The 15,140-nt window shown below is 65.6% G+C and carries 12 protein-coding genes; 1 reads left to right on the top strand and 11 read right to left on the bottom strand.

Going from position 1 to position 15,140, the window contains the following annotated elements:
- Positions 1-8: 8 nt before the first annotated feature.
- On the bottom strand, positions 9-1,028 hold the full coding sequence (trpS, locus tag G6N56_RS23360) for a tryptophan--tRNA ligase (protein WP_085253658.1): 1,020 nt from the start codon (positions 1,026-1,028) through the stop codon (positions 9-11).
- A gap of 209 nt (positions 1,029-1,237) precedes the next feature.
- On the opposite strand from trpS, the gene G6N56_RS23355 reads away from it, so the two are divergent.
- Positions 1,238-2,077 (top strand): alpha/beta fold hydrolase, encoded by an 840-nt coding sequence (locus G6N56_RS23355; RefSeq protein WP_085253659.1) that lies wholly within the window; start codon positions 1,238-1,240, stop codon positions 2,075-2,077.
- Positions 2,078-2,104: 27 nt separating this feature from the next.
- On the opposite strand, the gene G6N56_RS23350 is transcribed toward G6N56_RS23355, so the two are convergent.
- The 10 genes from G6N56_RS23350 to G6N56_RS23305 all read right to left on the bottom strand — a co-directional run bounded on the left by G6N56_RS23350 (position 2,105) and on the right by G6N56_RS23305 (position 15,074).
- Complete coding sequence (locus G6N56_RS23350; protein WP_085253660.1) at positions 2,105-3,340, bottom strand: NADP-dependent isocitrate dehydrogenase; 1,236 nt, start codon at positions 3,338-3,340, stop codon at positions 2,105-2,107.
- A gap of 27 nt (positions 3,341-3,367) precedes the next feature.
- Positions 3,368-5,605, bottom strand: coding sequence for an NADP-dependent isocitrate dehydrogenase (locus G6N56_RS23345; RefSeq protein ID WP_085253661.1), 2,238 nt, complete (start codon positions 5,603-5,605; stop codon positions 3,368-3,370).
- Positions 5,606-5,743: 138 nt separating this feature from the next.
- Positions 5,744-7,378 (bottom strand): class I adenylate-forming enzyme family protein, encoded by a 1,635-nt coding sequence (locus tag G6N56_RS23340; protein ID WP_085253662.1) that lies wholly within the window; start codon positions 7,376-7,378, stop codon positions 5,744-5,746.
- A 30-nt stretch (positions 7,379-7,408) separates the two neighbouring features.
- Positions 7,409-8,095: a histidine phosphatase family protein gene (locus G6N56_RS23335; RefSeq protein ID WP_197746640.1), complete on the bottom strand. Its 687-nt coding sequence runs from the start codon at positions 8,093-8,095 to the stop codon at positions 7,409-7,411.
- The gene (locus G6N56_RS23330) at positions 8,092-9,552 is read right to left on the bottom strand and encodes a purine-cytosine permease family protein (protein WP_085253664.1); all 1,461 of its coding nucleotides are present in this window, start codon (positions 9,550-9,552) and stop codon (positions 8,092-8,094) included. The genes G6N56_RS23335 and G6N56_RS23330 overlap by 4 nt, the downstream gene beginning before the upstream one ends.
- A gap of 111 nt (positions 9,553-9,663) precedes the next feature.
- A complete protein-coding gene (locus tag G6N56_RS23325; RefSeq protein WP_085253665.1) occupies positions 9,664-10,536 on the bottom strand; it encodes an SDR family NAD(P)-dependent oxidoreductase in 873 nt (290 codons plus the stop codon).
- A 47-nt stretch (positions 10,537-10,583) separates the two neighbouring features.
- Positions 10,584-12,077, bottom strand: a complete 1,494-nt coding sequence (locus G6N56_RS23320; RefSeq protein ID WP_232069135.1) for an aldehyde dehydrogenase — start codon at positions 12,075-12,077, stop codon at positions 10,584-10,586.
- Positions 12,078-12,122: 45 nt separating this feature from the next.
- Positions 12,123-13,523 (bottom strand): NAD(P)/FAD-dependent oxidoreductase, encoded by a 1,401-nt coding sequence (locus tag G6N56_RS23315; protein WP_158090654.1) that lies wholly within the window; start codon positions 13,521-13,523, stop codon positions 12,123-12,125.
- Positions 13,524-13,606: 83 nt separating this feature from the next.
- Complete coding sequence (locus G6N56_RS23310; protein WP_158090655.1) at positions 13,607-13,999, bottom strand: cupin domain-containing protein; 393 nt, start codon at positions 13,997-13,999, stop codon at positions 13,607-13,609.
- Between the two features lie 61 nt (positions 14,000-14,060).
- On the bottom strand, positions 14,061-15,074 hold the full coding sequence (locus G6N56_RS23305) for a choline/ethanolamine kinase family protein (RefSeq protein ID WP_158090656.1): 1,014 nt from the start codon (positions 15,072-15,074) through the stop codon (positions 14,061-14,063).
- Positions 15,075-15,140 lie beyond the last annotated feature (66 nt).

Raw genomic sequence — 15,140 nt, 5'->3', positions numbered from 1 at the left:
TGTGAAACCTATTCCCGCTGCGGAAGGAAGCCCAGCCGATCGTAGACCCGGTGCACGGTCTTGCCGGCCACGTCCTCGGCGCGCGCCGACCCGGCGGCCAGCACCGACTCCAATTCGGCGCGGTCCGCCATCAATTCGTCGACGCGCGCCTTGATGGGGCCGACGTACTCGACGACCGCCTCGGCGGTCTCCTTCTTCAGGTCGCCGTAGCCGCGCCCGGCGTAGCCCTCGACGAGCTTGTCGATGCCCACCCCGGTGACCGCCGACTGGATGCTCAGCAGGTTCGACACGCCGGGCTTGGCCTCCAGGTCGTAGCGGATCTCGCGCTCGCTGTCGGTGACCGCCGAGCGAATCTTCTTGGCGGACACCGCCGGATCGTCGAGCAGGTTGATCAGCCCGGCGTCCGAGGACGCCGACTTGCTCATCTTCGACGTCGGGTCCTGCAGGTCGTAGATCTTCGCGGTGACCTTGGGGATGAGCACGTCGGGAACCACGAACGTGTCCGGGAACCGGCTGTTGAAGCGCTGCGCGACGTCGCGCGCCAGCTCCAGGTGCTGGCGCTGGTCCTCGCCCACGGGCACCAGGTCGCTGTCGTAGGCCAGGACGTCGGCGGCCTGCAGCACCGGATAGGTGAACAGCCCCACGGTGGTCGAGTCGCTGCCCTGCTTCGTCGACTTGTCCTTGAACTGCGTCATGCGCGACGCCTGGCCGAAGCCGGTGAAGCAGCCCAGCACCCACGCCAGCTGGGTGTGCGCGGGCACGTGGCTCTGCACGAAGACCGTGCTGCGGCCGGGGTCGATGCCCAGCGCCAGGTACTGCGCCGCCGTCACCAGCGTCCGGTGCCGCAGCGCCGCCGGGTCTTGCGCGATTGTGATCGCGTGCAGGTCGACCACGCAGAAGAACGAGTCGTGCTCGTCCTGCAGCGCGACCCACTGGGTGATGGCGCCCAGCGCATTGCCGAGGTGAAGCGAGTCAGAGGTGGGCTGCACGCCGGAGAAGATCCGGCGGGGTCCGGTGGGGGTGCTCATGATGCCTCGATCTTTTCACGCGGCCCGCTTCGGCCGAGCGCCCGGCCAGCCGGGCGCCCGCCTTCCAGCGCCCGGCCAGCCGGGCGCCCGCCCCGCACTCGCTTGGCCGCCTCCGAGTGCTTGGCCGCTTCGGCCGGGCGCCCGGCCAGCCGGGCGCCCGCCCCGCGCTCGCTTGCGGTACCGGCGGTACCGCATTTACTGTCACGGATATGGGGAATCGTCCACCGATCCACCTCGGCTCCGGAGAGCCCGTCCTGCTGCTGCACCCATTCCTGCTGTCCCAGGCGGTGTGGGAGGGCGTGGCCAGGCGGCTGGCCGACACCGGCCGCTACGAGGTGTTCGCCCCGACGATGGCCGGCCACAACGGCGGCCCGCGCGCCGGGACCTGGTTCCTGTCCTCGGCGGTGCTCGCCGATCACGTCGAGCGGCAGATGGACGAGCTGGGCTGGGACACCGCCCACATCGTCGGCAACTCCCTGGGCGGCTGGGTGGCCTTCGAGCTGGAGCGGCGCGGACGGGCCCGCAGCGTCACCGGCATCGCGCCCGCGGGCGGCTGGACGCGGTGGAGCCCGCACAAGTTCGAGGTGATCTTCAAGTTCGTCCTCGGCATCCCGCTGCTGCTGCTGGCCTGGGCGTTCGGACCGCGCGTCATGCGCCTGCCCTACAGCCGCCGGCTGGCGACGTACGCGATCAGCGGGTCGCCCGATGCCATCAGCGACGCCGACATCCTCACCTGCATCGACGACGTCGCGCACTGCCCCGCCTACTTCCAGCTGCTGGTCAAGGCGACACTGCTGCACGGCCTGCGGGAGCTCGCCGACAACGCGGTTCCCGCACACCTGGTGGTCTGCGAGAAGGACCGGGTGATCCCCGCACCCAGATTCAGCCGACACTTCACCAACCACCTGCCGGACCATCAGGTCACCGAGCTCGACGGCGTGGGGCACGTCCCGATGTTCGAGGCGCCCGACCGCGTCGCCGAGGTGATCAGCGGCTTCATCGACGAGTGCACCCGCGAGACGCGGGATCGCCAGCAGCCGGCCGGCTAGCTTTTATGGCGGCGACCCGCTAGTTGGCTAGTCGGCCCCGGCGAGCTTCTTGTCGAGGTTCTCGGCGATCGAGTTGAGGAACTGCTCGCTCTGCTGCCACTCCTGGTCGGGACCGATGAGGATGGCGAGGTCCTTGGTCATCTTGCCGCTCTCGACCGTCGCGATGACCACGCTTTCCACAGTCTGCGCGAACTCGATCACTTCCGGCGTGTTGTCGAGCTTGCCGCGGTGCTGCAACCCGCGCGTCCAGGCGAAGATCGAGGCGATCGGGTTGGTCGACGTCGGCTTGCCGGCCTGGTACTGCCGGAAGTGCCGGGTGACGGTGCCGTGCGCGGCCTCGGCCTCGACCGTCTTGCCGTCGGCCGTCATCAGCACCGACGTCATCAGCCCCAGCGAGCCGTAGCCCTGGGCAACGAGGTCGGACTGGACGTCGCCGTCGTAGTTCTTGCAGGCCCACACGTAGCCGCCCTCCCACTTCAGGCAGGCGGCGACCATGTCGTCGATCAGCCGGTGCTCGTAGGTGAGCCCCTCGGCCTCGAATTTGTCCTTGAACTCTTCGTCGTAGATGCGCTGGAACTCGTCCTTGAACATGCCGTCATAGGCCTTGAGGATGGTGTTCTTGGTGGACAGGTACACCGGCCACTTGGCGTTGAGGCCGTACGCCAGCGAGGCGCGCGCGAAGTCCCGGACCGATTCCTTGAAGTTGTACATCCCCATCACGACGCCGCCGTCCTCGGGAATGGAGACCACCTCGTGCACAATCGGCTCGCTGCCGTCCGACGGGGTGAACGTGATCGACACGGCGCCCGGCTTGTCCACCTTGAAGTTGGTCGCCCGGTACTGGTCGCCGAAGGCGTGGCGGCCGATGACGATCGGCTTGGTCCAGCCCGGAACCAGCCGGGGGACGTTCGAGATCACGATGGGCTCGCGGAAAATGGTGCCGCCCAGGATGTTCCGGATCGTGCCGTTGGGCGACAACCACATCTTCTTGAGGTTGAACTCGGAGACGCGGGCCTCGTCGGGGGTGATGGTGGCGCACTTGACGCCCACGCCGTGCCGCTTGATCGCATACGCCGCATCGATCGTCACCTGGTCATTGGTGCGGTCGCGGTTCTCGATGCCGAGGTCGTAGTACTCGAGGTTGATGTCGAGGTGCGGCAGGATCAGCAGGTCCTTGATGAACTTCCAGATGACACGGGTCATCTCGTCACCGTCGAGTTCGACGACCGGGCCCTTGACCTTGATCTTGCTTCCGTCGGACATCTCGAGTCGACTCCCTCCTCGCGGCCCTTAGCCTTGCGAGCGTGCCAGCGCTTCGTTAAACGTTTTGCTCGGCCGCATGACTGCAGTTGTCTTCTCGCTGTCCGGCCGATAGTAACCACCGATGTCAACGGCCTCGCCCTGCGCTTCGGCGAGCTCGGCCACGATGGTGTCCTCGTTTTTGCTCAGCGCGTCGGCCAGCGCGGCGAAGTGCTTGCGCAGCTCCTCGTCGTCGGACTGCGCGGCGAGTTGTTCGGCCCAGTACAGCGCGAGGTAGAACTGGCTGCCGCGGTTGTCGAGTTCGCCGGTCTTGCGGGACGGACTCTTGTTGTTGTCCAGCAGCTTGCCGATCGCCGCGTCCAGCGTCTTGCCCAGGATCTTGGCGCGCTCGTTGCCGGTCTTGATCCCGATGTCTTCGAAACACGCTCCCAGCGCGAGGAACTCACCGAGGGAGTCCCAACGCAGGTGGTTCTCCTCGACGAGCTGGTGGACGTGTTTGGGCGCCGAACCGCCCGCCCCGGTCTCGTACATTCCGCCGCCGGCCATCAACGGCACGATGGACAACATCTTGGCGCTGGTGCCGAGCTCCAGGATGGGGAACAGGTCGGTGAGGTAGTCGCGCAGGATGTTTCCGGTGGCGGCGATGGTGTCCTGCCCGCGCACCGCGCGCTCGATCGTGTACCTCATGGCCCACACCTGCGGCATGATCTGGATTTCCAGGCCCTCGGTGTCGTGCTCCTTGAGGTACTGCTTCACCTTCTTGCGCAGCTCGACCTCGTGCGGCCGTTCGGTGTCCAACCAGAACACCACCGTCATGCCCGAGTTGCGGGCCCGGGTGACGGCCAGCTTGACCCAGTCGCGGATCGCGGCGTCGGTGACGATAGGCATGCGCCAGATGTCACCGGCCTCCACATTCTGGGTCAGCAGGACTTCCCCGGTGTCGAGGTCGACGATGTCGGCGACCCCGTCCTCGGGAACCTCGAACGTCTTGTCGTGTGAGCCGTACTCCTCGGCCTGCTGCGCCATCAGGCCGACGTTCGGCACGGTGCCCATCGTGGTCGGATCGAACTGCCCGTTGGTCTTGCAGAAGTTGATCATCTCCTGGTAGATGCGGGAGAACGTCGACTCGGGGTTGACGGCCTTGGTGTCCTTCTGGCGCCCGTCGGCGCCCCACATCTTGCCGCCGGCGCGGATCATCGCCGGCATCGACGCGTCCACGATGACGTCGCTCGGCGAGTGGAAGTTCGTGATGCCCTTGGCCGAATCGACCATCGCCAGCTCGGGCCGGTGTTCGTGGCAGGCGTGCAGGTCCCGGATGATCTCCTCGTGCAGCGACGCGGGCAGCGACTCGATCTTGTTGTACAGGTCGACCAGTCCGTTGTTGACGTTGACGCCGAGCTCGTCGAACAGTTCCTGATGCTTGGCGAACGCGTCCTTGTAGAAGATCTTCACCGCGTGGCCGAAGACGATCGGATGGGAGACCTTCATCATCGTCGCCTTGACGTGCAGCGAGAACATCACGCCGGTCTCGTAGGCGTCCTGCATCTGCTGCTCGTAGAACTCGCAGAGCGCCTTCTTGCTCATGAACATGGAGTCGATGACGTCGCCCGCGCGCAGCTCGACTTTGGGCTTGAGCTCGAGGGTTTCCCCACTCTCGGTCCGAAGCACCATCTTCACGTCGCGCGCGTGGTCCAGCGTCATCGACTTCTCACCGTGGTAGAAGTCGCCGTGCCGCATGGTCGCGACGTGCGTGCGCGACGCCGGCGACCACTCCCCCATGCTGTGCGGGTGCTTGCGCGCGTACTCCTTCACCGCCTTGGGTGCGCGCCGGTCCGAGTTGCCCTCGCGAAGCACGGGGTTCACGGCGCTGCCAAGGCACTTGGCGTAACGCTCGCGAATTGCCTTGTCCTCGTCCGTCTTCGGGCTCTGCGGGAAGTCCGGGACCTTGAATCCCTTGCCCTGCAGCTCCTTGACAGCCGCGATCAGCTGGGGCACCGACGCACTGATGTTCGGCAGCTTGATGATGTTGGTGTCGGGCAGCTTCGTCAGGCGGCCGAGCTCACCGAGGTCGTCCGGCACCCGCTGATCCTCGGTCAGGTGCTCGGGGAACTCGGCCAGGATCCGGGCGGCCACGGAGATGTCGCTGGTCTTGATCGTGATGCCCGCCGGCTCGGCGAAGGCGCGCACGATCGGCAGCAACGCGTAGGTCGCCAGCAGGGGCGCCTCGTCGGTCAGCGTGTAGATGACGGTCGGCTGTTCGGCGCTCACGGTCCCTCTTCCGGCGTTCAAATCTTGATCGGACAGACCTCATCCGGGCTCAGCGTTCTGGCTGCCACGTTATCAGCGGCGTTCGGGCGGGTGTCGACCCGCAGGCTGGATGCGCCGCCCGATCGGCCAGCGCGGGGCCTACTCCCGGACGGCGTTGCGCCGGATCTTGCCTGTCTGTGTCTTGGGCAGTTCGGGTACGACGCGGATTGCGCGCGGACACTTGTACGCGGCCAGCCGTTCCCGGGCGAAGGCGATCATCTCGGCCTCCGTGGCTGTTTCACCGCCGTTGAGGGACACGTACGCCACCACCGCCTCACCGCGATACTCGTCCGGCGTCCCCACGACCGCCGCCTCGAACACCGCTGGGTGCGCCGACAGCACATCTTCGACTTCGCGCGGCCACACCTTGTATCCCGAGGTGTTGATCTGGTCTTTGAGGCGGTCCACCAGATAGACCCAGCCATCCTCGTCCACGATGGCGCCGTCACCGGTGTGCAGCCATCCGTCCGGCATTGTCGACGCGGTCGCCTCGGGGTTCCGCCAGTAGCCGGGAACCACCTGCGGCCCACGCAGCACCAGTTCCCCCTGCACATGCGGGATCACGGGCCGGCCGGAGGCATCCACCACCCGCACCTCCATCCCGTGCAGCGGTCTGCCGATCGACAGCGCGCCGCTCGCCCGGTCCACGGGCGCTTCCGCGCCGAGTGGTACGCCGATCACCGCCGACGACGTCTCGGTCATCCCGTAGACGTTGTGGATGTACACGCCGAACCGTTGCATGAACTGGCCGACCGTCGACGGCGGGATAGGCGCGCCACCGCTGTACACAGACTTCAGGGACGCAAAATGCTCGTGCGACGCGTGCGGCAGCCGTGAGATGGAATTGAAGGCGGTTATCGAGCCGATTGTAAAAGTAACCCCGTGCTCCACAAACGCCTCGATCGCCACTTCGGGGTGAAAGCGGTTGACCAGCACGAGGATTGCGTCATGCAGCAAGGCCATGGCGGCGTTGACGACGGCGCCGGTGATGTGGAAGAACGGCGCCATCGCGAACACTGCATCCCCGGGTTGGAGGTCGATCCAGGCAGCGAAGCTGTCGGTGACCGCGAGAAGGTTGCCGTGTGTGTTGGTGGCGCCCTTCGGCGGACCGGTCGTTCCGGAGGTGTAGGTCAGCAGGGCGACCTCGTCTGACGTCAGGTCAAGCCGGGGCGCGGACCTCCCGCGGAACTGCGCGATCAGGTTCTCCAGGTCACGGTCCGTGTCGCGGGCCACACGTTCGTCCGTATCGAACACTCGTGGATCATTGCGGCTCTGAAAGGCCAGGGGTGACGTGCTCACCACCCACCGGACCGAGCTGCCGGCCAAGGTCGCCGAGGTTTCCGCCACGTCGTCGTCGGTGCAGACGATGCCGACTGCCTCGGCATCATCGATCAGCCGCCGTAACTCGTGACCTCGGTACATCGGGTTGAGCAGGAGCGCGGTGGCCCCGAGCTTCCAGAGGGCGAGGAACGACAGGGCGTACTGCGGAATGTTCTGCAGGTAGATACCGACCCGGTCCCCACGGGAAGTGCCGAGCGATCGGAACCCGGCCGCGAGGGCATCACTGGCTTCATCGAACTCACGGACCGTCATGGCCCCGTCGAAATACGCGATCGCGCGGGCGTCCGGCTCCCGTTTGACCCTGGCGCGCCACGCATCGACCAACGAGGAATGGCCCCCTCTGGTTGCCACTGCATGCACGGGTGAGGATGCCTCCGGGCTCGTGGGCGCCATCCCACCACCTTATTGGGTTCGAACGATCGCTTATTGGGTTCGAATGATCGGCCGGTCGGCGCCAGGCCGGCGGGCCAGCATCGAGTCAGGCTCGGGAACGCGTTGTCCCACCAGGTGGCTCGTGTTGTTCAGTGCGTGCACGACACGCCGGCCGCCGGGCATGACCCGCACGGTCGACACCGACGTGTAGTCGGGCAGGAAGAAGAACAGCTGCTCCTCGAGCCCCAGCACTGTCGACAGCGCCGCGTTGATCAGCCCGCCGTGGCTGAACGCCGCCACTCTCCGGCCCGGCCAGCGGTCGCTGAGTTCGTCCACGACCCGCCGGGCGCGGGACAGAAAGCCAGTGCGGTCGATGTCTGGAACGAAGTATTCGTAGCGGCCAGTCCTCAGCGCGTGAGACCGGGGGTTGTCGTCCCCCAAATCCTCTATCGCCACGTAAGTCCCGTCGGATCGATGGTCGCGGTCCCATTCGCGGAGATCCTCGAGGGTGCCGGCCACCGCCAGCGCCATCTCATGGGCTGCGACCTCCGCGGTTTCGAGGGCGCGGGCCATCGGACTCGCGACCACCGCGTCGACGCGTTCCCCCGCGAGCCACCGTCCCAGTCGCTCCGATTGATGACGGCCGACAGGGGAAAGTGGTGGATCGACGTATCCCGGACGCGGCTGGCCGTGGCGGATCAACAGAATCTCCGTCATATCGGCGGGAGCCGGCGTCATGCAATCGCTTCGAGATCACGTACGACTGGCTCAAGGTCACGGTCGGACTCTTTGACCACCTCACGCTCGGTTGCCATGTCGAGGTTGCGACACAGTAGCCAGTAGGTCAGGCAGCCGACCGGCACCCCCACAAAGAACGCGACGTCTATCCCGCCCAACGCGGCAGAGATCGGGCCCTCGAAGTGGGAAGCGTGCATGAAGGGGATCATGACGAGAAACGTGACCGTGTACGCCATGATGCCGCGCCAATTCCATCGCCCATAGATGCCGTCGCGCTTGAAGATTTCGCGCACCGAATAGTGCCCCCGCCGGACGATGAAGAAATCGGTCAAGTTCACTGACGTCCACGGCGCCATCAGGTAGGCGAACACCTCCAGGACGACCAGGAAAACGGTGTTGAGGAAATTGTCGGGCAGGAAAGCGCCCGCGATCGCGCTGCTGCCCCCGAGCAACAGGATCGTGACGACGCGGATTGAGCGGCTCACATCGACGGGCCGGATGCTGTCGATGGCAGTGATGAGCGTCAGTGACCCGCCGTAGACGCACATCCCCATGAGGCCGAGCAATCCCAACCCGAAGACCAGGAGCATCAGCGTCCCCAGCCCGGGGAAGACGTGGTCACCGGTCGCCGACACGCTTGCGATGATGTCGTCGCCGGGCAGCATCGCCGCGGCCATGGCGCCGACCGCTTCGTAGGCGAACACGCTGAAATAGAGGCCGATCGACGTCCACAGGATGATGGCGCCGCGGTTGGTGTCCGGGGGCATGTAGCGCGAGTAATCCGAGACGAAGAACGCCCACGACAGCTGGTAGGCCATGGCCGCCGAGACGGTGACCGCGAACGGCACCGGTTGGAAGGTCTCGCCGAGGTTGAGCGCGTTGCCCGGGATGTAGCCGCCGACTGCCAGCCCTGCAATGTAGATCACCAACACGATCACGAGTCCAATGGAGACAATGCGCTGCGCGGAATGCAGCCACCGATACCCGAAGATCGCCAACACGATCGCGACGACGCCCGTGACTATCGCCCAGACGGGCGCACTACCGCCGACGAACTGGTGCAGGTTGGTGCCGAAGATGTTGCCGCCCACGACGAGGTAACCCCAGTAAACGACGATTGCCATCACCCAGATGAACAGGGCACCGTATCGGCCGAACTGCGGCCGGGTCTGCACCATCTGGGGTAATCCGAGGTGGGGACCCTGCGTGGCGTGGATGGACACCGGGATCGTGCCGAACAGCGTTCCGAGCGCCACCCCGAGCAACGTCCAAATGAGATTCAACCCCAAGCCGATGCCGATCGCGCCGGTCACCAGGGTCAGTGGATGGAAACACGCGAACCAGATCGTGGTCTGGTCGACAAGCCGGCCGTGGCGTGCTCGCAACGGGACGTAATCGATTGAGTGCAGCTCGATTTGGTTGACAACTCCGACCTTCGGCTCTTCCTGTACGGCCATTGAGGGTCCTTTCACCTTGTGCATCCGTGTCTTGTTTCATTCACCACGCGGCGCCGGGCAGAGAATCGGATGTGTTATCGATCGCGTATGCCGACGAGAAGTTCGTCGCCCTCAGAGTTCGCCGGACACCAGCTTGGCCCTCACCTGCGCGGTAACGCTGTCCTGGAAGGACGCCCATCCCGTAGCCGGGACTGATTCGAGCGCATAGTGATTCGTCAGCATCCCGCCATCGATGACCACGTCCGATCCCGTCATGCCCGACGCCCTGTCTGAGAGCAGGAACGTACACAGGTTCGCGACCTCCGGGGTGTCCACCATCCGCCGCAGCGGCGCACGCTGCCAATCACTGAGGAGCACGCTCATGGGCTCGTCGGCATCGCCCGTGTCGTCGGCCATGGGGGTCCCGTCGACATATCCGGGGCTGACGGAGTTGACGCGGATCCCGAAGCGGCCGAGGTCCATCGCAAGGGAACGGGTCAACCCGATCAGGCCCGCTTTTGACGCGTTGTAGGGCGCGTTGAGCGGTTCGCCCTGGTGCCCGTTGACCGAGGCGATGTTGACGACCGAGCCCCCACCCGCGCGTGCCATGACACGGCCCGCCGCCTGCGTGAAGAAGAACGACGCGCTCAGGTCGACGTCGATAACCTGATTCCATTGCTCCCGCGTCATCTCAAGGGCGTGGGCCATGACGAACATCCCGGCGTTGTTCACGAGTCCGTCGATCCGGCCCCACCTGGCGAGGGCGAGGGCGACCGCCCGGTCGATGTCGGCCTGCTGCGTCACATCGCATCGCTGGACAAGCGCGCCGTCGCCGATGGCGGCAGCGGTTTCCTCCAGCTTGTCCACGCGTCGCCCAAGGAGCAGGACGTTCGCTCCGTCGGCGGCGGCCTGCTTTGCCACCGCGGCTCCGATGCCACTTCCTGCCCCGGTGACGATCACCGCCTTGCCCGCCAGGAGGCCATTCACCAGGCCCTTGCCATCCATGCGGTTTCCTTTCGCTGTTGGTCCCTGTGGGTGAGCCACGCCTCACATCAGGCAGACGTGTCTATCCACACCGCTTTGGTTTCCAAGTACTCGTTCAGCGACTCGACGCCGCTGTCGCGGCCGATACCACTGCGCTTGACGCCCCCGAACGGCATCGCGGGGTCGATTCGGCGGAACGTGTTGACCCAGACCGTGCCGGCGCGAAGGTTGGCAGCGACCCGGTGGGCGCGGCTGACATCGCGTGTCCACACTCCTGCGGCGAGGCCGAATGGACTGTCATTGGCCTGCTGGATCACGTCGGCCTCGTCCTCGAAGGGAAGCACCGCCAGAACCGGGCCGAAAACCTCTTCCTGAGCGATGGTCATGTCGTTGCGTACCTCGCTCAGGACCGTCGGTTCAAAGAAGTATCCATTGCCCAGCTCAGGGGCGCTGGGCGCCCGACCGCCGGCCGCCAGGGCGGCGCCCTCGTCCTGGGCGGCGGCGACGAGCGCGGCGATTCGCTGCAGGTGTGCACGGAAGGCCACCGGTCCCATGTCGGTCGACGGCTCCAGCGGGTTGCCGAGCCTCATCGCCTCGGCGTGACCGGCCACGCGTCGGACCACGTCGTCGTAGAGCCGGCGCTGCACGAAGAGTCGCGAGCCCGCCTGGCAGCTCTGGCCCGTCGAGGAAAAGATCGCCTTCGCGGCCGCCTCGGAAGCCCTTTGGGGGTCGGCGTCGTCGAAGACGATGTTGGGGGACTTGCCGCCCAACTCCAGGGCAACGCCGGTGATGTTCGTCGCGGCGGTCCGCATCACTGCCGAACCGACCGCCGTCGAGCCGGTGAACGAGACCTTGTCGATCCCTGGGTGACGCACCAGCGGCTCGCCGCACTCGTGGCCGAATCCCGTCACGATGTTGACGACCCCGTCGGGCAATCCCGCCTCGACACACAGCTTTCCGAGCTCAAGGGTTGACGCGGAGGCGTGCTCGGATGGCTTGATCACCATCGTGCACCCCGCGGCCAGTGCTGGCGCAAGCTTCCACAACAGAACCGCGAGCGGGGCATTCCAGGGCGTGATGGCAGCCACCACGCCGACTGGCTCCCGTTTGGTGTAGGCCACCAGCCCGGGCTCCTCGAGGGGGATCGTGGTTCCGTGCAGTTTGTCGGCCAATCCGCCGAAGTAGTCCAGCCATGCCGGCAGTCCCCGGACGTGTCGGCTGGTGTCCGCCAACAGCTTGCCGTTGTCGATGGTCTCGATGCGCGCCAGCCGGTCAGCGTTCTTCTCGATGACCCTTGCCAGACTGTGCATGTGGGCGGCTCGCCGGCGTCCCGACGTCCGCGACCAGAGCTCGAAGGCACGACGGGCGGACGCGACGGCGGCGTCCACGTCGGCGCTGGCCGCCCTGGCCATGAAGGCCCAGTCCTCCCCGGTGTAGGGGTTGACCGAAGGGAAGACGTCACCGTCAAGGGCGTCGACGAAGGAGCCCCCGATGAACAGGCCGTAATGAGGCCGCTCGGAGACATGCACCGCCTCGGGTGCGGCTTCAGACTGGAGATTCACTGTTCTTTCCCACGGTTCTCTTTCCCACGGTTCGCGTCGTGACCATCACTTCACCTTCATGAGCCCGGTGGGCCCCAGTTCGGCCAATCGCTTCGTCAGGCGTGAGCTCGGCCGGCCTTGATCGCTGGCGGCCATGTGGCGCCGGACCGCTCCACGGATCATCAGCGCGCCGACATAGCGCACCGGCTCCGGCGGGAAGCGGTATTTCGGTATCCCGACGTAACTGCTTGCGGCCCAGGCGTCGTCGAGCCCCAACGCCAGCGACGCAAGCATCTGGGCGAAGACGACCGAGGGCCCAACGCCGTTGCCGGCGAAGCCCGCACAGAACAGCGCCCGCGACCCGGGAAGTCGGCCGATGATCGGAAGACCGTCCTGTGTGCGATCTACCGGTCCCGACCAGGAGTGGGTCACCGCAGCACCGAACAGCCGGGGTATCTGCTGCACGAGTGCCGTCGAGAGTTCCAGCGTGCGAGGGGGATTCACGAAGAAGCGGTCGTCGATCTGACCGCGGAACGCGATGGCAGCCGCCCCTCGGCCGAACACCACTCGCCGGTCGCCGGTGGGCCTGGCGAAGTCCACGACAGTGCCGGAGTTGGTCCAGGATTCGCGGGCGCGCCAGTTACAGTCCAAGAAGTCCGGCACAGGCTCGGTTGCGACCGCGTCCGCCGAGACGGGGACGATCACGCGCCTCAACTCCGGCAGCTCCGCCAACCAGGCATTCGTGGCCAAGATGAGCTGGCGGCACCGCACCGAGCCTGCGTCGGTGGTGACGACCTGACCGGCTCGATCGATGCTCTTGACCGCCGAGTTCTCGAACAGCCGTACGCCGCGACGCGCGACCGCGTCGCGCAACCCGAGCACCAGCCGTCCAGGGTCCACGATCGCGGATTTCTCCTCGAACACCGCGCCGAATACATTGTCGGTGCCCAGGCGCTCACGAGCGTCTTTGGCGGATACCCGCTCGAAGGGGCTGCCACCGAGGGACTCGGCCGCCCTCACCGTCGACTCCCAGGAGCCCACCTGTGCGGGCGCGTTCGCAGTCCACAACCAGCCGGACATGTCGAAGCCGCAGTCGATGCCCTCAGCGGCGCAAAACCCGGCGATTTCGGTCAGTGCTGTTTCGCTCGCCTGTGCCAGACGGGCGGCGTCCTGGACCGTCGCGCGTTTGGTCAGCGACGCAGCCTTCGACCACATCGTCATCGCGAATCCGGCGTTGCGGCCGGACGCCCCGCAGCCGCAGGTCTTCGCCTCGAGGAGGATGATGTCGGCGTCCGGCTTGGCCGCGAGCAACTTCAACGCGGTCCACAGTCCCAGGAATCCGCCGCCCACGATGCAGAACTCCGCCTCCACATCACCGGCGAGCGAGGGTGCCGCGGACGTAGTGGGCGCACCGGCCTCCGGGTCCAGCCAGAGAACCTTTCCGTCGATGGAGCGACGGTCCTTCACAGGGCGAACGTCAGCAACGTTTGACACACTTCTTCCTTCCGGGGCGGCCTTAATTCATACGACATACAAGGGTTTTCGAGTGATCAGGTGTCCGTGAGCACCGCGAATTCGCGTAATCTCTTGTGAATTCGCCACCGCGACTTCGTCCCCTTCGTGAAGGATGCGATGGTCCCGGGTCCTAATTCGACGATTTGCGTCCCGCCAACCTCGACCGTGGCTTCTCCCTCGAGAACGAGAACGGTTTCATTCCCGGCAAAGACATAATTGAAGCAACACGGAAAGACTGTGACCACGGCAGCCCACACGCTGCCGCCCGGTCCACTGGTCGAACGCAACTCGTGGACAAGCATGTCGGGGTTTCCGCACACGTCGACGAGGCCGAGTTCCTCCGGCGTCATAGACACCAGATGCTGAGCGTCGACGCTCGACGCATAGGCCAGTGTTGCCAGGTTCTCACGTGAATCGTTGCCCGCCATTGGTCCGTGCTCCTCTTTCCTTTCACTCATCGCTGTTGTCACTCATCGCTGTTGCCTTCGCTCACCGGAATCCGGGTGCCGGGAGTGCTGACGACGCACTGTGCAGCCACATGTCCCACCGGCCATCACTGCTGAGGTCCACGGCAAACCGCCAGTTGACCGCGCGGTAACCGTCGTAGAAGTTTGTCTCTACGCCGGACTGCGTGGTGGGCAACAGAGCCGCTTCGGCATGGGTGCGGTCGACGAGTAAGTCGCTGGCGCTCAGACACCAGGCCCACTCGCGCAACGCATGAACGAACCGCATCAGTTGCACCCGCGCCAGGTCCTCTGCCTCGAAGTCGGGTATTGCGGCGCGGACGAAGACGTCCAACTGACCGTCGTCCAGCTCGGCGTAGGTGGCGAGCATCGCGAGGTCAAGGTAAGGGCTGTCCACGCCGGAGAAGTCCCAGTCGATCAGCCTGACCGTGTCGTTGGTCTGAATACAGTTCTGCGGGTTGAGATCCCGGTGTGAGAGGCAGGTGCCTTCCACGTTCTCCAGGACCGTGCGGCATGCCTCGAGCGATTTCTGCAATGCCGAGTACTTTTCGGCGTGCGGCGCGCACCGCCCGACGGCATTGCCGAACCATTCGTCGAATTCGTCGAACGCGGACACCCGACGAACGGTCCCTACCGGCAGTTCATGAAGCCTTCGGACGGTGTCGCCGACCCGACGCAGGACGTCTAGATCGCGAATGGTGCTGGCGCTGAGGACTCCGGGGAGGAACTCGATCAACGAATCGCCGGTCTCCTGATCCACACCGATAACCGATGGCCCAACTCCCGCCTCCGCGGCGATTCTCGCAACGACGGCCGAATTGGCCATGTCGATACCGATCTGAGCTCTCGACCGCGCGGGGGGTGCCAGGCGCAGGACGTAACCGTTGCCGACATCGACCAGGTAATTGCGGTTGATGGCGCCACCCGGGAGTGCCCGCACCTTGACGTCGGCGACACCGTCAGCTGGAAGCCAGTTACTCAACCGCGCGGTAATCGTCTGCCGCACAGTGACGTTGATATCGTCGCAGAACTGGATCACGACGTTGATCCTTCAACTCGTGGCCGGTTAGGTGTTGGAACGCCAAGGCATTCCGTGACACCTGTC

It is taken from the genome of Mycobacterium saskatchewanense, assembly GCF_010729105.1.
Lineage (GTDB): Bacteria > Actinomycetota > Actinomycetes > Mycobacteriales > Mycobacteriaceae > Mycobacterium > Mycobacterium saskatchewanense.
Note: the sequence above shows the minus strand (reverse complement) of the source record. Positions and strands in the feature narration are given on the sequence as shown.